At 70.0% G+C, this 21049-nt stretch carries 18 protein-coding genes and 1 pseudogene; 6 read left to right on the top strand and 13 right to left on the bottom strand.

Features of this window, described 5'->3' with window-relative positions; translation table 11 throughout:
* Positions 1-39: 39 nt before the first annotated feature.
* The 5 genes from AB0H88_RS06030 to AB0H88_RS06010 form a co-directional block, all read right to left on the bottom strand.
* The gene (locus tag AB0H88_RS06030; protein WP_357641749.1) at positions 40-756 is read right to left on the bottom strand and encodes a hypothetical protein; all 717 of its coding nucleotides are present in this window, start codon (positions 754-756) and stop codon (positions 40-42) included.
* Entirely contained in the window at positions 756-1652 is an 897-nt protein-coding gene (locus tag AB0H88_RS06025; protein WP_357641747.1) for a carbohydrate ABC transporter permease, read from the bottom strand. Before AB0H88_RS06025 ends, AB0H88_RS06030 begins: the two co-directional genes overlap by 1 nt.
* Positions 1649-2578, bottom strand: coding sequence for a sugar ABC transporter permease (locus tag AB0H88_RS06020; protein ID WP_357641745.1), 930 nt, complete (start codon positions 2576-2578; stop codon positions 1649-1651). The genes AB0H88_RS06025 and AB0H88_RS06020 overlap by 4 nt, the downstream gene beginning before the upstream one ends.
* A gap of 89 nt (positions 2579-2667) precedes the next feature.
* Positions 2668-3924 (bottom strand): sugar ABC transporter substrate-binding protein, encoded by a 1257-nt coding sequence (locus tag AB0H88_RS06015; RefSeq protein WP_357641743.1) that lies wholly within the window; start codon positions 3922-3924, stop codon positions 2668-2670.
* Positions 3925-4012: 88 nt separating this feature from the next.
* Positions 4013-5020 (bottom strand): hydroxyacid dehydrogenase, encoded by a 1008-nt coding sequence (locus AB0H88_RS06010; RefSeq protein WP_357641741.1) that lies wholly within the window; start codon positions 5018-5020, stop codon positions 4013-4015.
* 208 nt (positions 5021-5228) lie between these two features.
* Here AB0H88_RS06010 and AB0H88_RS06005 point away from each other — a divergent pair, with 208 nt between their 5' ends.
* Positions 5229-7184 carry a DUF2264 domain-containing protein gene (locus AB0H88_RS06005; RefSeq protein WP_357641739.1) on the top strand — a complete coding sequence of 652 codons (1956 nt, stop codon included), beginning with the start codon at positions 5229-5231 and terminating at the stop codon, positions 7182-7184.
* Positions 7185-7283: 99 nt separating this feature from the next.
* Here AB0H88_RS06005 and AB0H88_RS06000 read toward each other — a convergent pair whose 3' ends face one another.
* From AB0H88_RS06000 to AB0H88_RS05990, 3 genes are all read right to left on the bottom strand, one after another.
* Positions 7284-8438: a substrate-binding domain-containing protein gene (locus tag AB0H88_RS06000; RefSeq protein WP_357641737.1), complete on the bottom strand. Its 1155-nt coding sequence runs from the start codon at positions 8436-8438 to the stop codon at positions 7284-7286.
* A gap of 2 nt (positions 8439-8440) precedes the next feature.
* Positions 8441-10381 (bottom strand): heparinase II/III family protein, encoded by a 1941-nt coding sequence (locus AB0H88_RS05995; RefSeq protein WP_357641735.1) that lies wholly within the window; start codon positions 10379-10381, stop codon positions 8441-8443.
* Between the two features lie 105 nt (positions 10382-10486).
* Positions 10487-11128, bottom strand: coding sequence for a helix-turn-helix domain-containing protein (locus AB0H88_RS05990; RefSeq protein WP_357641733.1), 642 nt, complete (start codon positions 11126-11128; stop codon positions 10487-10489).
* Between the two features lie 72 nt (positions 11129-11200).
* On the opposite strand from AB0H88_RS05990, the gene AB0H88_RS05985 reads away from it, so the two are divergent.
* Complete coding sequence (locus AB0H88_RS05985) at positions 11201-12196, top strand: MBL fold metallo-hydrolase (protein ID WP_357641731.1); 996 nt, start codon at positions 11201-11203, stop codon at positions 12194-12196.
* On the opposite strand, the gene AB0H88_RS05980 is transcribed toward AB0H88_RS05985, so the two are convergent.
* Both AB0H88_RS05980 and AB0H88_RS05975 read right to left on the bottom strand, forming a co-directional pair.
* The gene (locus AB0H88_RS05980; protein ID WP_357641729.1) at positions 12193-12381 is read right to left on the bottom strand and encodes a hypothetical protein; all 189 of its coding nucleotides are present in this window, start codon (positions 12379-12381) and stop codon (positions 12193-12195) included. The genes AB0H88_RS05985 and AB0H88_RS05980 overlap by 4 nt on opposite strands.
* A gap of 112 nt (positions 12382-12493) precedes the next feature.
* Positions 12494-13771: a Glu/Leu/Phe/Val dehydrogenase gene (locus AB0H88_RS05975; protein WP_357641727.1), complete on the bottom strand. Its 1278-nt coding sequence runs from the start codon at positions 13769-13771 to the stop codon at positions 12494-12496.
* Positions 13772-14015: 244 nt separating this feature from the next.
* On the opposite strand from AB0H88_RS05975, the gene AB0H88_RS05970 reads away from it, so the two are divergent.
* The 4 genes from AB0H88_RS05970 (at position 14016) to AB0H88_RS05955 (ending at position 18244) form a co-directional block, all read left to right on the top strand.
* Positions 14016-15563 (top strand): alkaline phosphatase D family protein, encoded by a 1548-nt coding sequence (locus AB0H88_RS05970; protein ID WP_357641725.1) that lies wholly within the window; start codon positions 14016-14018, stop codon positions 15561-15563.
* Positions 15564-15584: 21 nt separating this feature from the next.
* On the top strand, positions 15585-16313 hold the full coding sequence (locus AB0H88_RS05965) for a class I SAM-dependent methyltransferase (protein WP_357641723.1): 729 nt from the start codon (positions 15585-15587) through the stop codon (positions 16311-16313).
* Positions 16314-16395: 82 nt separating this feature from the next.
* Positions 16396-17007, top strand: coding sequence for an RNA polymerase sigma factor (locus tag AB0H88_RS05960; protein ID WP_357641722.1), 612 nt, complete (start codon positions 16396-16398; stop codon positions 17005-17007).
* On the top strand, positions 17000-18244 hold the full coding sequence (locus AB0H88_RS05955) for a CU044_5270 family protein (protein ID WP_357641720.1): 1245 nt from the start codon (positions 17000-17002) through the stop codon (positions 18242-18244). Before AB0H88_RS05960 ends, AB0H88_RS05955 begins: the two co-directional genes overlap by 8 nt.
* 61 nt (positions 18245-18305) lie before the next feature.
* On the opposite strand, the gene rocD is transcribed toward AB0H88_RS05955, so the two are convergent.
* The 3 genes and pseudogenes from rocD to AB0H88_RS05940 form a co-directional block, all read right to left on the bottom strand.
* A complete protein-coding gene (gene rocD / locus AB0H88_RS05950) occupies positions 18306-19520 on the bottom strand; it encodes an ornithine--oxo-acid transaminase (RefSeq protein WP_357641718.1) in 1215 nt (404 codons plus the stop codon).
* A 1-nt stretch (position 19521) separates the two neighbouring features.
* Positions 19522-20319, bottom strand: a complete 798-nt coding sequence (gene ddaH / locus AB0H88_RS05945) for a dimethylargininase (protein ID WP_225290805.1) — start codon at positions 20317-20319, stop codon at positions 19522-19524.
* A gap of 228 nt (positions 20320-20547) precedes the next feature.
* Positions 20548-20982, bottom strand: a pseudogene (locus tag AB0H88_RS05940) (Lrp/AsnC family transcriptional regulator); the annotation flags it as partial.
* Positions 20983-21049: the final 67 nt, after the last annotated feature.

The following is a 21049-nucleotide window of genomic DNA, read 5'->3' as shown; positions in this document are numbered from 1 at the left end:
GCCGTCGATGATCAATGCCCTGACCTGCGCCATCAAGGTTTACCTAAGGTTCGCAGAAGGCGCCAGGAGCGGAGCGACGACGAACCTGATCGTGGCCCACGCGACGTACAACAGGGGTGAGCACAGCACCAGGAGGCCGATCAACGGCTTGACCAGGATGACGGCCACGGCCAGGACGAGCACGGCGAGGCTGATGGCGGCCAGGTACCAGCGCCTGGCCACCAGGTAGAGGCTGGGACGCACGAGATCCCGCAGCCGAGGGGGCTCGCGCCGCGGCTCGGCCAGCAGCACGAGCGAGGCCACGACCACGGCCACCACCAGCGCCGCCGCCGTGGCGAAGAACGGCGCGAACGCCGGTCCCCAGGCGGTGCGCGCGACCACGACGGCGTCCAGAGCCAGGATGCTCACGGCCACGGCGCCGGCCGCCCAGACGACGAGCGCACGGACGCCGCCGCGGCGGTAGCCGTCCCAGAACGTACGGAAGACGGCGTTCGAGCCATCGCCCAGCGCGGCGAAGCAGCTGAACGCCCCGGCCAGCGCGGGCGCGCACAGCGACGACAGCGCGGCGAAGAACGGCCACGACGCCAGCGGGTCCCGGACGATCGCGAGCGCCAGCAGGAGGGGCGCGCAGGCGGCGGCGAGCAGGAGGTTCGTCATGAGAGCGACGTACACGGTGCCGAAGGCCTTCTCATAGGTCGCCTGTCCGGCCGGGCGAAGCAGGCTCCGCATCGCCGCGCCGGGCCCGTGCCCGCTCATCACTTCAGCCCGCTCGTCGCGATGCCGCGGATGAAGTAGCGCTGCCCCAGCAGGAAGATGACCAGGATCGGCAGCACCGACAGCACCGCGCCGGTCATCATCATCGCGTACTCGGCGTCGTACTGCCCGACGAAGGAACGCAGGCCGAGCTGTACGGTCCACAGCTCGTTGCTCGTCAGGTAGATGAACGGCCCCATGTAGTCGTTCCAGGTGTTGACGAAGGTGAGCAGGGCCAGGCTGGCGAGCGCCGGTTTGGACAGCGGCAGGATGACCCTCCAATAGATGCCGTACTCACTCAGCCCGTCGATCCGGGCCGCTTCGCACAGATCGTCCGGGATGGACATGTAGTACTGGCGCATGAGGAACACCCCGAACGCGCTGAACGCCTGCAGCAGGATGATCGCCCAATAGGTGTTCGTCAGGTCTGCTTTCTGCATCATGATGTACTGCGGCACCATGTACGCCTGCCATGGCACGGCGATGGTGGCGATGTAGGCGACGAACAACGCGTCCCGGCCCGGAAAGCGCACCTTGGCGAACCCGTAGGCCGCGAAGCTCCCGGTGAGCAGTTGCAGCAGCGTGATCGTCACGGACAGGAACGCCGAGTTGCCCAGATAGGTCAGCAGCGGGATGCGTTCCCAGATCTCCACGAAGTTCGACCAGCGCAGTTCCCGGGGGATCCACTGGATGGGCACCGCGAAGACCTCGTTGTCGCGTTTCAGCGCGGACGACACCATCCAGGCGAACGGCACGAGCACCAGCACGGCGAGCACGGCGAGCGTGAGGTAGGCCAGCGCCCTGCGGACCGGGCTCCCGCCGGAACGGTCCCCTTCCTGGGTTGCCGCCGGCGGGCGCCGCTGGGTGGCGGCCGGCGGAGCATCGTGCAGTGCGGTCATCGGGCGCTCCTCCGCTCGTTGATACGGAACTGGACGACGGTGACCGTCAGGACGATGACGAACAGCACCAGGGCGATCGCCGAGGAGTAGCCGAACTTGCCCTCGGTGATGCCTTCCCGGTAGATGAGCTGGGCCAGCACCAGCGTGCTGCGGCCCGGGCCGCCGTCGGTCATGACCACGATGAGGTCGAGGACCTTGAAGCTCTGGATCGTCAGCATGACGAGGACGAAGAACGTCGTGGGCCGCAGGCACGGCAGGGTGATGCGCCAGAACCGCTGCCAGGCGTTGGCGCCGTCCACCCGCGCGGCCTCGTAGTACTCCTTGGGGATCGTCTGCAGGCCGGCGAGGTAGAGCACCATGTAGTAGCCCATGTCCCGCCACACGCTGGTGACGATCACGGCCGGCATCGCCCAGTCCGTGCTGGCCACCCACCTGGGCGGGTGCGTGACGCCGATCGCTTCGAGGACCTGGTTGATCGGTCCCGCCGTCGGGTTGAAGAGCATGTTCCACACAATGGCCACGGCGACCAGCGAGGTGATGTAGGGGAAGAACGCCGCGGTGCGGAAGAAGGCCACCCCGCGCAGCTTCCGGTTGAGCGCGATGGCCAGGCCGAGCGCGGCGACCAGCGTCAGCGGAATGTGGCCGAGCGCGTAATAGAGGGTGTTACGCAGGGCGACGTGGAAGTTCTCGTCGGACAACAGCCGCTGGAAGTTGTCCAGCCCCACCCATTCCGGGGTGCTGTAGGAGTCCCAGTCCAGGAACGCCAGGGCGAACGCCGCGACCATCGGGACGAGCGTGAACAGGGCGAAGCCGACGAAGTTCGGGAGGATGAAGCTCCACCCGATGAGGATGCCGCGCCAGGCCCGTCGCCGGTGAGGCGGGGCGGTGGGCGCGGTGGGCGCCGGTTGTGTTGCAACGTGAGCCATGGCCGTCCTTCGTGGCTTCCTTCTCGACTCCTCCGGATTTTGCAGGGGACGCCGCGGGCCCGGACGCACCTGGGCCCGCGGTCAGGTCCCTAGTTGAGCACTTCGCTCTTGACCCGCTCGTTCATCGAGCGGATGCCGTCGGCGGCCGATTTGTCGCCGACCATGATGAGCTCGTGCTCCTCCCTGAGGATCGTGTCGATGTCGGAGGAGTGCTCGCTGACCGGCATCTCCAGCACCACCTTGTCCGGCGAGAACGCCTTCTTGGACACCTCGTCGGTGGGCATGCCCTTGATCGAGAAGTAGGTGTCGGTGATCTCCGGGCTCTTCAGCGCCGGCACCACGCCCACCTTGGTGATGGCTTCGGCGCCCGCCTTGCCGGCGGCGAACTGCACGAACTTCTTGGCCGCGTCGGCGTGCTCGGCCTTCTTGTTGACGGCGAAAGCGGTCGGTGAGCCGAAGGTCGTCACGCCCGAGCCGCCGGGACGCTGCGGCATCGGGGCCAGCGCCCAGTCGACGTCGGTCTTGCCGTTGGCCTTGGCCTCCAGGATGCCGGAGATGTACCACGTGCCCATGGGCATCATGGCCGTCGCTCCGGTCTCGAACATGGTCCGGTAGTCCGACTTCTGCGCGGTCGCGGTGCCGAAGTCGAGGGCCGCGCCGGTCTTCTGCAGCCCGAGCGCTGTCGCGTACTGGTCGGCGAAGAAGGAGTAGTCGCCACTGAGCTGGTCGCCGCCCGTCTGGGCCGCCGAGATGGCCTGCACCACGGACCGCCAGGTGTGCTGGTAGGTGCCGTAGACCTTCTTGCCGCCCACGGTCTTCGTGAGCCGCTGCGCGAGCTTGGCGTATTCGTCCCAGGTGAGGGTGGCCGGAGCCTTGACGCCTGCCTTGTCGAAGTACGTCTTGTTGTAGTAGAGCAGCCAGAAGTCCTGCCGGTAGGGCAGCGCGAAGTACTTGTCGCTGACCTTGAAGGCGTCCAGGCCCGCCAGCTTCGCGCTGTCGGGCGACTTGGCCAGGTCGGTGATGTCGACGAGCTGCCCCCGGCTGGAGTAGCGCGAGTAGTCCGTGACGTTCTTCATCGTGATCACGTCGGTGTCGTCGCCACCGGCGAGCATCGTGGTGACCTTGTCGGCGTAGTCGTCGGCGAGGATGTCCACCGGCTGGATGTCGATGGTGGGATTCGCCTGCTCGAAGGCGTCGAAGAGCGCCTTGAACTCGGGGGTCTTGGCGAGGTTCCACACCGTGACGGTCAGCGTGACCTTCCCGCCGCCGCTGCCCGCGGGCTCGGCGGAGCCGCCGCAGGCGGCGACGGCGAGCGAGAGCGCTGCCGCGACCCCCAGGGTCTTCATAAGACGGCCTCGCACTCCGGCCCTTCCTGGCGTGTTCGAAGCGATCATTGGTCCGGTCTCCTTTTTTCTCGCGAGCCGGTCTCAGGGCTCAGGCGCTCACCATGAACTCGTCGGAGGTCACGGCCGCACGGGGCGGTTGACCGGACAGGTAGCGTTCGAGCTCGTCGAGCGCGCTCTCACTCATCCGCCGGGTCTCCGATCCCAGAGATCCGGCGATGTGGGGGGTGATCATGACGTTGGGCAGGTCGTACAGCGGTGAAGTGCTCGGCAACGGCTCCGGGTCGGTGACGTCGAGGATCGCGTCGAGCCGGCCCTGGGCGCACTCCCGCTCCAGGGCGGTGGTGTCCAGGACAGAGCCACGCGCGGTGTTGATGAGAGTCGTCCCGTCACGCAGGAGGGCGAGTTCGGCCGCTCCGATGAGGTGATGGGTGGACGGCAGTTCCGGGACGTGCAGGGTGAGCACGTCACAGCGCGGCAGCAGCTCCGGCAACGGGAGCAGCCGGGCGCCCGCCGCGCTCACCTCGGCCGGATCGGCATAGGGATCGGCGACGAGGACGTCCACCTCCAGAGCGCGGAGGTGTTCGACCACCCGGCGCCCCACGCGCGAGAAGCCGATGACGCCGATCGTGCGCCCGCGGTTGGTCAGCTCGCCCCGGCTGGTGGCGAAGGACCAGTCAGCGCGGTTCGTACGCGCGTCGTGGGCGAGGAACGGCGCCTTCTTCCCGGCGAAGATGACCGCGGCCAGAGTGAACTCGGCCACCGGGATCGCGTTCTCGTCGGCGGCGTTCGTGACGAGGATTCCGCGTCGCCAGACCTCGTCGGTGACGAACGTGCGCACCGTCCCCGCGCAGTGGAAGACGGCCCGTAGCCGCGGTGCGTCGGCCAGCCTCTCGGTCGTCAGCGGTGGACAGCCCCAGGAGGTCACCAGCACCTCGACGTCGCGCAGCCGGCGGCGCACGGAGGGCGCGTCGAGGTCGGCGGTCACGATCGGCTCTCCCAGCTCGACCAGATCGTGCAACCGGCGAAGCTGCGCCTCCTGAAACTGCACGCTGAACTTCGCTGGGTCCATGACCAGCAGGGCAGGGGGTCTTCTCACCAGGATCCCTTCGGCGGCAAGCGCTTACCAGTGCCGCCGAGCATGTCCGATCATTTCAATCACGTCAATACCTTGTTAATCGGATCGATCACGTTATGTGATCGATATTGATCGCTATCGGATGAAGGCGAGTGGTGCGCCTTGACGCGGGACGAAACCTTGGCGTTAACTCCGGGGCACACTCACGCCATCACGACCAGGGGGATCCATGCTCATGCTGCGGGAGTTCGACGACCTGCGGCTCTCGCCCCACACCGGATGGACCCGGAACCACTGGGCGGCACTCGCCGACCATCTCCTCCTGTCCGCCAGGCGGTACGCGTCGGCCTCGCACGCGCGCGTCTCCTTCCCCGGCCCGCCGGGCGGTTACGGGCCCGACGTCGACGCGCTGGAAGGGTTCGCGCGCACGTTCCTGGCCGCCGGATTCCGGGTGGCGGGGGAGGACGGGCGCGATCCGCTGGGCCTGATGGAGTGGTACGCGCAGGGCCTGGCCACCGGCACGGATCCCCGCTCACCCGAACGCTGGGTGCGCCTCGACGAGCATGACCAGGCGAAGGTCGAGGCCGCGTCCATCGCGCTGGTGCTGCATCTGACGAGGCCGTGGCTGTGGGACCGGCTCGACCCGGTCGTGCGCGAGCAGGTCGTGGACTACCTCGCGCCCGCGATCGGCTCGAACTACCCGCCGATCAACTGGATCTGGTTCCAGATCATGGTCGAGCAGTTCCTCGCCTCCGTCGGCGGTCCCTTCGAGCGCAAGGACATCGAGGAGGGGCTCTCCTTCACCGACGGCTTCGCCAGGGAGAACGGCTGGTACGCCGATGGCGCCGAACGAGCCTACGACCACTACGCGGGATGGGCGCTGCAGTTCTACCCGCTGATGTGGAGCGAGATGGCCGCCGGGGATCCGGCGGCGGACTCGCGGCGACCGCTCTACCTGGAGCGGCTCGAACGTTATCTGGGCGACGCCGTCCACCTCGTCGGCGCCGACGGATCCCCACTCCTCCAGGGACGCAGCCTGATCTACCGGTTCGCCGCCGCCACCCAGTTCTGGGCCGGCGCCCGCGCCGGGACGGCGACGCCCGCCCCGGGGTTGCTGCGCCGTGCGGCCTCCGGCATCGCCCGCCACTTCACCGAACGCGGGGCACCGGACGAGGACGGAGTCCTGACCCGGGGCTGGTACGGAGCCTGGTCGCCGCTCGCCCAGTCCTACTCCGGGCCCGGCTCGCCGTACTGGGCGGCCAAGGGCTTCTTCGGCCTGTCCCTGCCCGCCGACCACCCGGTGTGGACGGCCGTCGAGGAGCCGCTGCCGGTCGAGTCCGGCGACTACCACCGCGTCGTCCGCGCGCCCGGCTGGCTGGTCAGCGGCACCCGTGCCGACGGCGTCGTGCGGGTGATCAACCACGGCACCGACCACGCCCATCCCGGGGCGCACCTGACCGACTCACCCCTGTACGCGCGTCTGGGCTACTCGAGCGCCACCTCGCCCGTGCTCGCCGGTGAGTACGCCGCCGACCCCCTCGACCAGTCGGTCGTGCTCCTCGACGAGGGCGGACGGCCCAGCCATCGCACGGGATTCGACACGCTCCTGCTCGATCGCCTTCCCTCCGGAACGATGATCGGGGCCTCGCGCTGGCAGGCCCACTGGGTCACCCCTGAGCACGAGCGTCCGGACCACGGGTACGGGCGGGCCGGGACGGTACGCCTCGGGCCGTGGATCGAGCTGATCTCCGCCGTGCGCGGTCCCTGGGAGGTGCGCCTGGTCCGGCTGCCCGCCACGGAGGTGGAGGGTGGTCCGCTGCGCGTCGGCGGATGGCCGCTGCCGGCTTCCGAACCCGTCCAGGACGCTACGGCCGCCGTGTCGAACGGCACCATGCACTCCCGCGTCATCGCGGGTCCGGGGCTGGACCTGCGCGGTGTGCTCGCCGCCGAGAACTCCTCGCCGCTGGCCCCTTGGACGCTGGTCCCCTGGTGCGCCACCACCACGCCGGCGCTGCTGGAGACGTGGTACGACGTGGCGGTGTTCCTCGGCGGGCAGGAGCCGGACCGGGCGCCGGTCCTGTCCTGGGACGGCCCGGCGCTCGCCCGCGTGGCCTGGCCGGACGGGACGGACGACCTTCTGGACACGGCCGTCGCGCTCAGCGGGCCGGGCACGCCGCCACTATGACGCCGTTCGGCGGCGGCGGTCCACTATGACGTCGTTCGGCGGCGGGTCACTCTGACGTCGTTCGGCGGTGGGTCACTATGACGCCAGTTCGGCGGTGGGTCACTGCGGCACCGAGGAGGAGCGCACGATCAGGGTGGGCTCGACGACGACGCGGTGGGTGGGCCGCTCCGGATCCGGGTCGGCCAGTCGCGCCGCGAGCAGTCCGAAGGCCGCCCGCCCGATGGCCATCTTGGGTGGCCGGACAGCGGTCAGCGGCGGGTCGCACAGCTCGGCCACCTCGTCGTCGTAGGCCACGATGGCGAGATCGCCGGGCACCCGGATGCCGCGCTCCTGACAGCGCTCGACCAGGTTGATCGCCTCCGGGTCGGAGTGGACGAGCAGCGCCGTCGTCCCGGAGGCGACGCACTGGTCGATCACGCTCTCGAGCGCCTTGGGCCACTCGTGATCCAACTGATCGACCGTGCTGACGTCCAGCAGGCCCTCCAGCGGCAGGGCGAACTCCTCGCACGCCTGCCGCCAGCCGTGCCGCACGTGCGGGCTCGTCGGGCTCTGCGTGGTGGTCATCAGTCCGATCCGCCGATGACCGAGCTCGACCATGTGCCGTACGGCCATGCCGGCCCCCAGCGCGTGATCGCTGACCACCGACTCCATCGCCTCGTGGTAGGGACCGGAGGCGGCCGTGCGCTCGATGAGCACCATGGGCATGTCGGCCTCCTGCAGCCATCGCACCAGCTCCTGCCCGTCGTCGCCGGTGGTGGTGGGCGCGACCAGGAGGCCGTCCAGGCCCGCCGATTCGATCAGCCGGGACAGATGGCGGCGCTCGTCGGCGGCCCGGTAGGTGGCGCCGCGCAGGACGACGCGCGCGCCGGACGCCGCGGCGGCCTCGCGAACGCCGCGGATCACGTCGGGCCAGTAGTAGTTCAGCGACGGCACCACCATGCCGATCGTGACCTGCGACCGCTCGGCCTCGGCCGCGTCGGGTCCCGGCCGTGATCCCGGCTGCGGGCCCGGCCGGTCCTCGTTTTCCCCGCCGGCGAGCGTGTCGGCCACCGGCCCGCCGTGGAGCACGGCTCCGCCGCGAACCCGGCGGATCAGGCCCTGGGACGACAGCAGCGCGATGTCGCGCCGGATAGTGATGACCGAGACGTCCAGCTCGGCCGCCAGGTCGCCGACGCGCACGACGCCGCGCCGGCGCAGCAGCTCCACCACCTGGGCGCGGCGCTCGTCCGGCAGCGGACCCGGCGAATCGGACACGCTCACTCCCACACCTCCATGCGAACCTCGAAAGCACCCCGCGCCGTACCGGGCAGAGGCAGCTCCAGCCTGGTCAGGCGGTCGCCCCACACTGCGGAGAGCATGGGGTCCGCCAGCGTGCGGACGGTGAAAGCGGCCATGGCGAGCCCGGGGTCCCACGCGAGGAGCACGGCCCGCGCGCCGCCCAGTGGCCGGATGACGGCCTGCCCGGCGGACGGCTGCTCCACCTGCCCGTTCAGCAGGAAGTGCAGCACACTCGGGTCGCCGTCGCCGGTGAAGCTCCAGGCCTCCCCGATCGTCACGCTTGAATCGCGCCGGTCGAGCGCCGCCGTCCGCCACCATCGCTCCAGCTCGGGCACGGGATAGGCGGCGGCCAGGTCCAGCCGCGCCTCGAAGCGGCCGGGCTCGTCCACCACCTCGACGTCACGGGCGCGGAACCGGCGCCCCTGCCCCTGCGGCGCACCCCGTATCTCGGGGACGTTGTGCCAGCTGCTCTGCATCGTCCAGATCGCATAGCGGTCCGGCCCGAACGTCTGCGCCGTGTACGTCGGCCGCCCCGCGTCGACCAGTACGGGAACCCCGTCCACGGCGACGACGACGGACCCGACGTCGTTGTGGTTGTGATGCTCCCCGTTGTGCCCGCCCTTGATCGCGAGCGTGAGACCGCGCGCCGTCCCGCCGGCCGCCCGCGCGAGGCCGATCTGCGTCCCCGGCAACCAGACCCCGGCGACCAGGGGCGGCTTGCCGGGCCCGGCGCTCTGCCACTCCACGTCGACCAGCTCGCAGAGCGCCCGCCCGAGTTCGGCGTCGGTGGGAATCGCGGCCGCACGCTGCGACCGCGCGTGCCGGCGGGCGTCGGACACGCTGAGCCGGCGAGCCCAGCGGTACAACACCTGCCACGGATGGTCGGCCGGCGGCCGAGCCCGCGCGTCGGCGAGATTGAGATACCACGGCCCGCCCAGATGCATGCGGTGGGGGAACCTGACCGTCTCCCGCACGACCCGGATCTCCGATGCGTCGAGCCGTCCCGACGTGGCATGCTGCAGAAGGTCGAGCGCCTCGAGCGCGCGGCATGCCCCGTTCCACCAGTATTCATAGCCCTCGTCGACGGAGCCGTCATCCGGCAGTGCCGCCAGGTAATGATCGATGCCCGCCACGGCCAGGGCGACCTGGCGCGCCCGCTCCTGCCCCGGCTCGGCCAGGCGCAGCGCGGCGACGAGCACGTTGCCGCAGATCCACGGGCACCAGTTGCTCGGATCGCCGTCCAGCCCCAGCCAGTGCCAGTCGCGCCGCTGGAGGAACGGGTCGAGCACCCGCGCGCGCACCTCCGCCCGCACGCGTTGCGGCAACCCCGGGAAGCGTTCGGCCAGCCGGTCCCCGAGCACCTGGTCGGCCCAGGCCAGCTGGGCGGCGACATCGGCGGCGCCGAGGTCGAGGCAGGGCGTGGCCACATCGGGCAGGACCGTCCCGCGGGGCCGGCACGTGTCCTCGTGCGCCGGCCAGCACCACGAACTCTGCTCGCACAGCTGGACGATCCCGTCGGCGGCCTCGTCCAGCCACTCGTCCGCGCCGCTCGCCAGTGCCATGAGCACCGTCCGGGTCAGGCGGTCCTGGCGTTCGAACACCTGGCTCTCGTAGCCCGTGCGGTTGCCGTCCCGGAAGTAGCGCGCGTACTGCGATGCCAGCGGCTGCGGCCAGGGCGTGCCCAGCTCCGCCTCCGCCCGCTCACGGACGGCGAGCAGGGCGCCGGACTCCGCGCTCCGATCCCAGACACCGTCCCCGGCGGCCGGGATCGGCAGCGCCTTTTCGGGTGGTAGCAGGCCGCCGACCAGGGCATCCGGCGACATGGCGGCCCCCCAAACGGTGCGCAGGGGACCGGTCGTCAGGCCCATCGGGCCATTCTCCGTCCGTCCGCCCGCAGGCCCGGTCGCAGCGTTCGTCATGATCCTCCTCGCCGACACCCCTCATAGTAGCGATCGAAAGTGATCGAAGTTGAATCAAATGGGCATTCGTCGAGGAACTGATCGAAAGCACGGCTCTGACCTGGGCTAGCGCGTGATCGCGCGGGCGAACAGGGCGGCGTGCGCCGTCATCCGCCGCCGCGCCAGCTCGCGCTGCTCCGGCGTGGCCCCGTCGTGCAGCCACAGCACGCGGGCGTGCGCTATCGGACCCAGCAGCGAGTACGCGAGATCGTCCGGCGATCCCAGATCGTCGCGTACCCGCCCCTCGGCCAGCCAGCGGGCGAACACCCCCGCCAGGCCCGCCAGCGCCCGCTCGATGCCCAGGCCCAGCATCTCGTCGTGGATCAGCCCGTCGCGGGTGACCAGGCTGATGCTCTGCCTGGCCTGAGGCGTGTCCCAGGCGGCCAGCACGCGCTCGGCGAACGCGCGGACGAACTCCGCCGGGTCGTCGCGGGAGCCCTGGTCGCCCTCGCCGCCCAGGGCGAGCAGCGCCACCTGCGGCCCGGCCAGGGACATCGCCGCTTCGTAGATCGCCTGCTTGCCGGGAAAGTGCGCGTACAGGACGCTCTCGCTCAGCCCTACCTCGCGGGCGATCGCCCTGATCGAGGTGCCCGCGTAGCCGTGCCGCGCGAACAGCCGCAACGCGGCGTCGAGCAGCGCCGTCTTGGTGTCTCCCGCCTCGGCCTTGGGCGGGCGGCCCGGGCCGCGCCGGCCTGTCGTCGTGTCCACAAGAGCCATCCAATCACTTGCAAAATAATCGAGTGTTCTATTATTTTAGCAAGCAGGCGAGAGGAGCAGAGGATGTCCAAGTCCAGAATCCCGGCACGTGAGATCGCCGAGCGGCCCGAGGGATACGGCGGGCCCAACCTGTCGCCGGTCGGCCTGGAGCTGGCCCCGCACGCCTTCGCCGACGGTGTGTACGCGCTGATGGCCGGCATCCCGCCCAAGGACAACAACGGCCTCATCGCCGGCCGCGACGCCGCGCTGGTGGTCGACGCGGGCATCACGCCCGAGATCTCCCACCAGATCCAGCGCCTCGCCGCCGAGCTGACATACAGGCCCGTGCGCTACCTGGTCAACACGACCTATCACGGCGACCACACGTTCGGGAACGCGGCGTTCCCCGCCGAGGTGGTCATCGTCTCGTCGCGGCGGAACAAGAGCGAGATGTCCGACCTCGCGTACGAGAAGGAGGTCAGGTCCGCCAACATGTACGGCGACGGCGGGCTCCTCGACGAGGTGAGCCGGTGGCGCACCCCGGATGTGGTGTTCGACTCCTATGCGGAGATCGACCTGGGCGGTCGGCTGGTCCAGCTCCACCACTTCGGCCCGGGCAACGGCCCCGGCGACACCGTCGTGTACGTCCCCGACACCCGTACCGCGTGGACCGGCAACTTCCTCTGCCACGCGGGCACCGCGCACATGCTGTTGCAGGGCGGACCCGAGCCCTACCTGGCCTCGCTGCGCCGGATGCGCGAGGCGCTGCCCGAGCTGGACACGATCGTGCCGGGTCATGGGCCCATGGGTGACGGGCACGCGGCCATCGACGCGCTCGTCGGTTACCTGGAGGTGCTCCATGATGAGGTCGCCGCGAGCGTGGCGGCCGGGCGGAGCCTGGAGGAGACGTTCGCCACCTGCTCGAATCCATGGGCGGAGCGGCTGGACCCGACGCTGTCGGCGGCGCTCACGACCTACGCGGTGCCAGGGGGACCGGCTCAGGCCGGGATGCTCCAGCTCTGCCGCGACCTGCACCGGCTGAACATCCTGGCCACCTACCGCCTCTATGAGGGTCGCTAGGTCTTCTCGCGGCCCTGGTCGCTCCAGATGAGCAGGGCGACGCCGGCTGCCGCGATCGCGAGGTAGAGGGGCGTCGGGATGTCGAACCACCTGCGCAGCAGGCCCCATTCGGTGTCGAAGAAGACCCGCGCCACGAATCCGCCCAACCCCTGGATGACCGCGACCACTCCCAGAAAACCCCTCATGCCTCCACCATGGCGAGTCGGTGGAGGCACGGGCATCGAACCTAGGGATACCTCAGGGCCTACTAAAGTTCAGGCCGTCTCAGGGATCAAGACCGTCTCAGGGATCAAGCTGTCACGGGTAGAGGCCGCGCATCTGGTGCGCCTCAGCCACCCGGCCGACGCCGATGACGTGCGCCGCCTGCCGCAGGGTGAGGTCGCGGGCCGTGGCCAGCGAGCGTACCTCGGCGTAGGCGCCCTCCATCAGGTCGCGCAGCTTCAGTTCCACCTCGCCGCCGCTCCAGGAGTAGGCCTGCATGTTCTGCACCCACTCCAGGTACGACACGATCACGCCGCCCGCGTTGGCCAGGATGTCGGGCACCACGATCGTGCCGCCCGCGGCCAGGATCTCGTCCGCCTCCGGCGTGGTGGGCCCGTTGGCGCCCTCCACGATCAGGCGGGCGCGGACCCGCGGCGCGTTCTCGGCGGTGATCGCCCCCTCCAGGGCCGCGGGCACCAGCACGTCCACGTCCAGCTCGAACAGCTCGGCGTGGTCCAGGGCGTCCGCGTGGCGGTAGCCGGACACGCCGCCCGACTCGGCGGCCCAGGCGCGCAGGCCGGCGATGTCGAGCCCGCCGGGGGCGTACACCGCGCCCGTCGCGTCGGACACGGCGACCACCGTGCAGCCGGCGTCGGAGAGGTACTGCGCGGCCGGGGCGCCCACCTTGCCGAAGCCCTGTACGGCCACCGTCACGCCTTCGGGCGAGCGGCCGAGCGCGCACATGGCGGCGATCTGGACGCCGCGCGAGGTCGAGCCGGACCGGCCGAGTGAGCCGCCCAGCGCCAGCGGCTTGCCGGTGACCACGCCGGGCACCGAGTAGCCGGTGTTGACACTGTAGGTGTCCATGATCCAGGCCATGGTCTGCTCGTCGGTGCCGACGTCGGGGGCCGGGATGTCCTTCTCCGGGCCGATCATCGGCAGGATCTCGTTGACGTAGCGGCGGGTCACGCGCTCCAGCTCGCGCTGGGTGAGCTCGGTCGGGTCCACGGCCACGCCGCCCTTGGCGCCGCCGTACGGGATGCCGACCAGCGCGCACTTCCACGTCATCCACATCGCCAGCGCGGTGACCTCGTGGATGTCGGTGCTCGGGTGGAAGCGGAGGCCGCCCTTGGCGGGCCCGCGTGAGACGTTGTGCTGGACCCGGAAGCCCTGGACGACCTCCATGTGGCCGTCCTCGCGGCGCACGGGGACCGATACGGTCAGCGAGCGGCGCGGCGTGGCGAGCATCGTGCGGAGCCCGGCGTCGAGCCGGAGATGTTCGGCGGCTTGGTCCAGCTGGTGGAGAGCCGAGTCGAGAGCCTGGCGGCCAGGTGTGATCAGGGCCGGCGTCCTTGACGGCACCATGACGGTCATGGAAGGGAGTCCTCCTGTTGTCTACGCCCGGTACGTTGGGCAGGCGCCATTGCCTGCCTTGTTTGGGCGTTCGTGTCACGATCATCCTAGAGCGCGGCGTTTATCGCTGCCTACGGTTTTCGGATTGCCGTATCTAGGCCGATCTGCTGTCATCAATTACATGCGCTGAGCGGGATGCTGCAAACGCGCCACTCTGGCAGGCTTGCCCCGGCAAGTGTGCCGAACTGTCGAATCTGGGGGACTGATGCCCGCACTGGTCGTCGGGCCCATGCTGCGTTACGTCGATTCAGCCAGCGCCTCCATCTGGGTGGAGATCGGCGAACCCGGCGTGGTCACCGTGGAGGCCGCGGGCCGGGCCTTCACCTCGTCCACGTTCACCGTCCACGGACACCACTACGCGATCGTCGATCTGCTCGGCCTGACCGAGAGCGTCGACTCGTACGTGGTCAAGATAGGGGAAGAGCAGGTGTGGCCGCTGGAAGGCTGGCCACCCAGCCGGATCAGGTTGTTCCCGGCGCAGGGGCCGAGCAGGGTGACCTTCGGCTCCTGCCGTACGAGCGTGCCTCATGAGGGCACGTACGTGCTGACCCACGGCGAGGACGTGCTGCGCTCCTACGGCGCGCACCTCAAGGACGCCGACACCGAGGAGTGGCCGGACCTGCTGCTGCTCCTCGGCGACCAGGTCTACGCCGACAGCCCGTCGCCCGAGATGCTGGAGTTCATCGCCGCGCGCAGGGACAGCGAGCCGAAGAAGGAGATCGCCGACTTCGAGGAGTACGCCGAGCTCTATCGCCGGGCGTGGACCGAGCCGGAGATCCGGTGGGTGCTCTCCACCGTGCCCACCGCGATGATCTTCGATGACCACGACCTGCGCGACGACTGGAACACCTCCCAGACGTGGCGCGAGCAGATGGCCGCGACCTCCTGGTGGAAGCGCCGGGTGATCGCCGGGCTCGGCGCCTACTGGGTCTACCAGCACCTCGGCAACCTGTCGCCGGCCGAGCGGGCGGACGACGCGCTGCTGGCCGGCCTGCTGAAGGGCGAGGGCGGCGACGCGCTCGACGCCTTCGCCGAGCGGGCCGACGCCGACCCGAGCAGCAACCGGTGGAGCTACTCCCGCGAACTCGGCGACACCCGCCTGATCATGGTCGACACCCGGTGCGCCAGGCAGCTCACCCCGGGCGACCGGCGGATGCTCGACCCGGTCGAGTGGGCCTGGTTGCAGGAGGAGGTCGCCAAGCCGGCCGAGCGGCTGGTCATCGGCTCGTCGATCCCGTTCCTGCTGCCCGAGGGCGTGCACTTCGTCCAGAACTGGAACGAGGCGCTCTGCGACGGCAAATGGGGCCGCTTAGTCGCGCGGCTCTCAGAGCGGTTCCGGCAGGCGATCGACCTGGAGCACTGGGCGGCCTTCCGCCGCTCGTTCGAGGACCTGGCCCGGCTGCTGGTCGAGGTCGACAAGCCGGTGCTGGTCCTGTCCGGGGACGTGCACTACTCCTACCTGGCCAAGGTCAACGGCCGGCCGATCTACCAGGTCGTCTGCTCGCCGATCCGCAACCCGCTCAGCCCCGTGCTGCGCTGGGCCAACGTGTTCAGCCAGTTCGGCCTGGCCACGCTGGTCGGCGGGCTGCTGGCGCGGCTGGCCCGCATCCCGCGTCCGCCGTTCCGCTGGGAGGTCGTCGCCGGGCCGTGGTTCCAGAACGCCGTGGCCACGCTGACCCTGCCCGGCGAACTGGACTGGTACGAATCATCCGGTGACACGGTCAAGCACATCGATTCTGTACGGATTCCATGAAAACGGTTATCGTTGGCTTTTGTGTACCATGACCAGTACTCAGTCGCCGTGCCGTTCTACGACCTGTGGCACGAGGATGGGCACGTCCCGGAGATACGCCGGCTCCTTCCGCCGCTGATCAGTGGCCTCGGTCGGAGCATCATGGAGATCGGGGCCGGCACCGGCCTGATCACCGAGCTGATCGCGTGGGAGACGCCGGCGGAGATCTATGCCGTCGAACCGTCGCTCGGCATGCGCTCGGTCCTGCTCTCCCGCCTGGCCGAGCGCGCCGACCTGCTGTCCCGCGTGACCGTCCTGCCGTGCGGCGCGCTCGACGTGGAAGTCGACGAGCCGGTCGAGGCCATCGTGATGATCTCGGTACTGCACGGCTTCGACGCCGCCGAGCGGGAGCGGCTCTGGGAGGTCCTGGCCAGGCAGCTCGAACCCGGCGGGCTGCTGGTGTTCAACCACCGCGAACCACCTCCTTCCGTCCCGGGGGAGCTCGAGCGCATGGGGTCGTACCAGGTCGGCAGGCACACCTACGAGATCTGGGGACAGGTGCTGGAGGCGGCGGGCGAGACCGTCAGGTGGCGCTTCCTCTACCAGATCAGGCAGCGTGGGGTGCTGATCAGCGAGGAAGAGGTGGTGAGTGTCAGCCACCGGCCCGGCAGAGGGCGGCTCGACGCCGAGCTTGAGGCGGCGGGCTTCACTGCCCAGCGGGCTTCGGAGGGCCTGCTGGCGTGGCGGCTCAGTGGCGGCTCATCGAAATAGCGTGACAGAAATAGCGTGAAAAGAAATAGCGTGAAATAGGTGGAACCGAGGTCCCGCGTGCGGTCAACAACAGGGTGACCGCATGAGAGAGGACCGGCACGTGGTGGGTGTTCAGGAGAAACCTGAAACGCTGGACGACTCGGCGCTGATCGCGCAGTCGGTGATTGACCCGGAACGTTTCGCGGTGCAGTTCGACCGGCATGCCGACGAGATCCACCGGTACGCGGCCAGGCGGCTCGGTCCCGAGCCGGCCGAAGACGTGACGGGCGAGGTGTTCCTGGTCGCCTTCCGCGTCCGGGCGCGCTATGACCGCACGTGGCCGGACGCCAGGCCCTGGCTGTACGGCATCGCCACCAAGGTCGTCGCCCAGCATCGCAGGGCGGAGCGGCGGCGCATTCACGCGATGTCGAAGGTGAGCGCGGAGCGGCCGGGCTCCTTCGACGACCGCAGCGCGGACCGGGTCACCGCCGAGCAGCTCCAGCCCCGGCTGGCGCGGGCGCTGACCAGGCTCAGCGCGGCCGAGCGCGACCTGCTGCTGCTGGTGGCGTGGGCGGACCTGACGTACGAGGACGCGGCGCTCGCGCTGGGCGTGCCGGTGGGCACGGTCCGGTCCAGGCTGCACCGGCTCCGCGTCAAGGTACGCAGAGCTCTCGGCGGCATCGACCCCTTCGCAGAGGAGCCCCAGCATGGATGACGAGATCCGGACGTTCGCGGACGGGCGGCCGGCCGCTCCGCCGTACCCGGAGGAGGCCCGCGCGAAGGCGCGTGAACGGTTGCTGCGCGAGGCCCGCGAGGGGCGCGGGTTTCGCTTTCCGAAGCTGGGCTGGCAGGCCGCGGCCGCGTTCGGGGTGACGGTCGCTCTCGTCGGGGGCGTGGCCGTGGCCCTGTCGGCGCAGCAGCCGAAGCTGGGGGTGGCCACGTCGGCCGGCACCCAGTCGGCGGCCGTCTCGGAGGGTGAGCTCCAGCCCAGACCGGGCCAGTTCATCATGGTCGCGTCCGACACGATGTACAGCTCGTTCACGCAGCAGACCGGCGGCAAGATGACCCGCTATCTCTACCGGACGCACCGCGAGATCTGGCAGTCGGCTGATGCCAGCGCGGACGGCGCGCTGCTCATCGCGGGGCTCTCGCCCAAGCCGTGGCCGGGCGAGCCACTGCCCGTGGAGGCGAAGAAGTGGAAGGGGGAGAGCTGGATGCAACTCGCCTCCTGCCCGGACCGGCTCGCGGCCTTCCGTACCGACTACGCCTACCTGAGCACGCTGCCGGACGACCCGGCGGCGATGCGGGCATACCTCTACAAGCGGCAGCCCGGCGAGTCCGGTGATAAGGGGGAGGCCGACCGGGAGGCGTTCGTCTCAGTGGGCGACCTGGTCAGGGAGTCCTACCCGCCCAGGGCGCAGCGTGACGCGCTGTTCGAGGCGGCCAAGGCGATCCCGGGGGTGCAGGTGGCCGAGGGGGTCGAGGACTCCGCCGGGCGCCAGGGGGTGGCACTGGGCAGGGAGTCGCGGGGGGTCCTGGAGCAGCTGATCTTCGATCGGGACACGCACGTGCTGCTGGGGGAGCGGCACACGGTCGTGGACGCCAAGGCCGCCGGCGCGCCGGTGGACAGCGTGCTCGCCCTGACGGCCCAGCTGAAGGTGAGTGTCGTGGACCGGCTGCCGGAGCAAGCGAGTAAGGCGGAGAAGGACTCCTCCTGCATGCCTCAACCCGGCGCGACGGCGGATTCCACCGGACAGCCGACCGCCCCGCCCACTGCCGAGGTGACCGTGACCGTCACCGCTAAGCCTCCTGCCGAGACGACCGACTCGGCCACCGCTGAGACGACCGACTCGGCCACCGCTGAGCCGTCGAACGACTCGGCGACCGTTGAGCCGTCGAACGACTCGGCGAGCGTTGAGACGACGGTCCCTGTCCCTACGAAGACCGGCTGAACCAGTAGGGCCCGCGCCCCGGAGTGGATGCGCGGGCCGTACCTGTTTCCAGATGTGGTCTCTAGCTCTGGCGGAAGGAAGCCAGGGCGTCGGCGAGCTGGTCGACCGCCCAGACGAGGTCCTCCTCCGAGATCACGATCGGCGGCGCCAGCCGGATCGTGGAGCCGTGCGTGTCCTTGGCCAGCACGCCGCGCGCCATCAGCGCCTTGGACAGCTCGCGCCCACTGGCCAGCGACGGGTCGATGTCGACGCCCGCCCACAGCCCGCGCCCGCGCACCGTCACCACGCCATTGCCGATCAGCTCGCGCAGCCGCGCGTGCAGCACCTCGCCGAGCTCGGCCGCCCTGGTCTGGAACTCGCCGGTGTTCAGGATCTCGATCACCGCGTTGCCGACCGCGCAGGCCAGCGGGTTGCCGCCGAAGGTGGAGCCGTGCTGGCCCGGCTTGATCACGCCGAGGATGTCCTGGTTCGCGGCGATCGCCGAGACCGGTACGACGCCGCCGCCGAGGGCCTTGCCCAGGACGTACATGTCGGGCACGACGCCCTCGTGGTCACAGGCGAACGTCTTGCCGGTGCGGCCGAGACCCGACTGGATCTCGTCGGCGATCATCAGGATGCCCTCGGTGGTGCACAGCTCCCGCACCTGTGTGAGGTAGCCGTCCGGCGGCACCAGCACCCCGGCCTCGCCCTGGATGGGCTCCAGCAGCACCGCCACCGTGTCGGCGTCGATGGCCTCCCTGATCGCCTCGACCGAGCCGTACTTCACGATCCGGAAGCCCGGGGTGTAGGGACCGAAATTGTCGCGGGCGCCGGGGTCGGTGGAGAAGCTGACGATCGTGGTCGTCCGGCCGTGGAAGTTGTCCTCCATCACGATGATGTTGGCCTGCTCCGGCCGGACGCCCTTGACCTCGTAGCCCCACTTGCGGGCGACCTTGACGGCGGTCTCGACGGCCTCGGCGCCGGTGTTCATCGGCAGGATCATGTCCTTGCCGGTGAGGTCGCCGAGCCCGGCACAGAACGTGGCGAACTGGTCGTGGTAGAACGCGCGGCTGGTCAGCGTCAGGTTCTTCAGCTGCTCCTGGGCCGCCTGGATGATCTTCGGGTTGCTGTGCCCGAAGTTGAGCGAGGAGTAGCCGGACAGGCAGTCCAGATAGCGCTTGCCCTCGACGTCGGTCACCCACGCGCCGTGCGCCTCGTGGATGACCACGGGCAGCGGGTGGTAGTTGTGCGCGCTACGGCGCTCGCTTACGTCGATCAGCTCTTGGGTGGTGCTCATCTCAGTTCTCCCCCCGGATCTCGAGTGTGCAGCACTTGGGACCGCCGCCTGCCTTGCGCAGCTCCGACAGGTCGACGGGGATCGGCTCGTAGCCGCGCCGCTTGAGCTCCAACTGGAGGTCGCCCGCCTCGGCGTTGATCACCACGTGGGTGCCGTCGCTGACCGCGTTCAGCCCGAGGACCTCGGCGTCGGTGTCGGTCGCGAGCACCGCGTCCGGGAACAGCCGGGCCAGCACCGCGCGGCTGCCCTCGGAGAAGGCGGCGGGGTAGTAGGCGACGTTGCGGCCGTCGATCGGGAACAGCGCCGTGTCGAGGTGGTAGAAACGCGGGTCCACCAGCGTCAGCGAGATCACCGGACGGCCGGTGAACTCCTGCGCCTCCTGGTGCGCCGCCAGGTTCGTACGGAAGCCGGTGCCGGCCAGGATGACGTCGTCGAGCGTGAGGAAGTCGCCCTCACCCTCGTTGACGTGGACCGGCTCCTTGACCGGGAAACCGTTCTCGGCGAACCAGCGCAGGTAGGCCGGACCCTCGGCGGCCCGCTCCGGGAAGGCGAACCTGGCGCCGTAGACGCGCCCGCCGACGACCAGGGCGCCGTTCGCGGCGAACACCATGTCGGGCAGCCCCTCGACGGGATCGATGAGGCTGACCTGGTGCCCGAGGCTCTCGTAAGCCGATTTGAGGCCCTCCCACTGCCGGATCGCGAGATCGCGGTCGGTGTCGGCCTCGGGATGCATCCACGGGTTGATCGCGTACTCGACCGTGAAGTATTCCGGGCGGCACATGAGGAAGTGCTTGGGCATGCAGGTCTCCGTCGGGGTCGTCGGGAAGTGTCCCCGGAGGGGACGAAGACAGCCTAGAAATTTATGTTTGCGCAGGCCAAGGGGTTGACATTGCGTGTACGCGCGGGTCTGTTGCGAGTCTCAACCACCGACCTGCGTTCTGTTGCGCTCATCCGGTGCGGCACCCCCGAACGCGTCCGATTCCGGCAGAGCACCGCTGGTCGGAGGCACCTCGGGGATGGCCCCCGGAGGCAGGTCGACGAGCCGCGACAGCACGATCGAGCTCTTGGTCCGCACCACGAACGCCTCGGCGGCCAGCCGCTCGATCACCCGCTCCACGTGCCGCACGTCCGTGGCCCGGATGTGCACCAGGGCGTCGGCCTCCCCGGTGATCGTGGCCGCCGCGACGACCTCCGGGCACTTGGCCACGGCCAGCGCGATGTCGGACGGCTTGGTCTTGCCCTGGCAGAACAGCTCGACGTACGCCTCGGTGGTCCAGCCGAGCGCCTGCGGCGCCACCCTGGCGCTGAACCCGGTGATCGCCCCGGCATCGCGCAGCCGGTCGACCCGGCGCTTCACGGCCGACGCGCTCAGGGCGACCCGCTGCCCGATCTCCGCATAGGTCTGGCGGGCGTCGTCGACGAGCGCCGCGATGATGTCACGATCCAGCCGGTCCAGTTCCACGCGCCCTGTATACAGCCTGGCCCGGCTGGCGCGCGACGAGCGCGCCGGGGGAGACTGGGCGCTCGAT

Origin of the sequence: Nonomuraea sp. NPDC050680, from assembly GCF_040654555.1 — a bacterium.
In the GTDB taxonomy this organism is placed as follows: Bacteria; Actinomycetota; Actinomycetes; order Streptosporangiales; family Streptosporangiaceae; genus Nonomuraea.
This window is presented reverse-complemented; position numbering and strand designations above follow the sequence as displayed.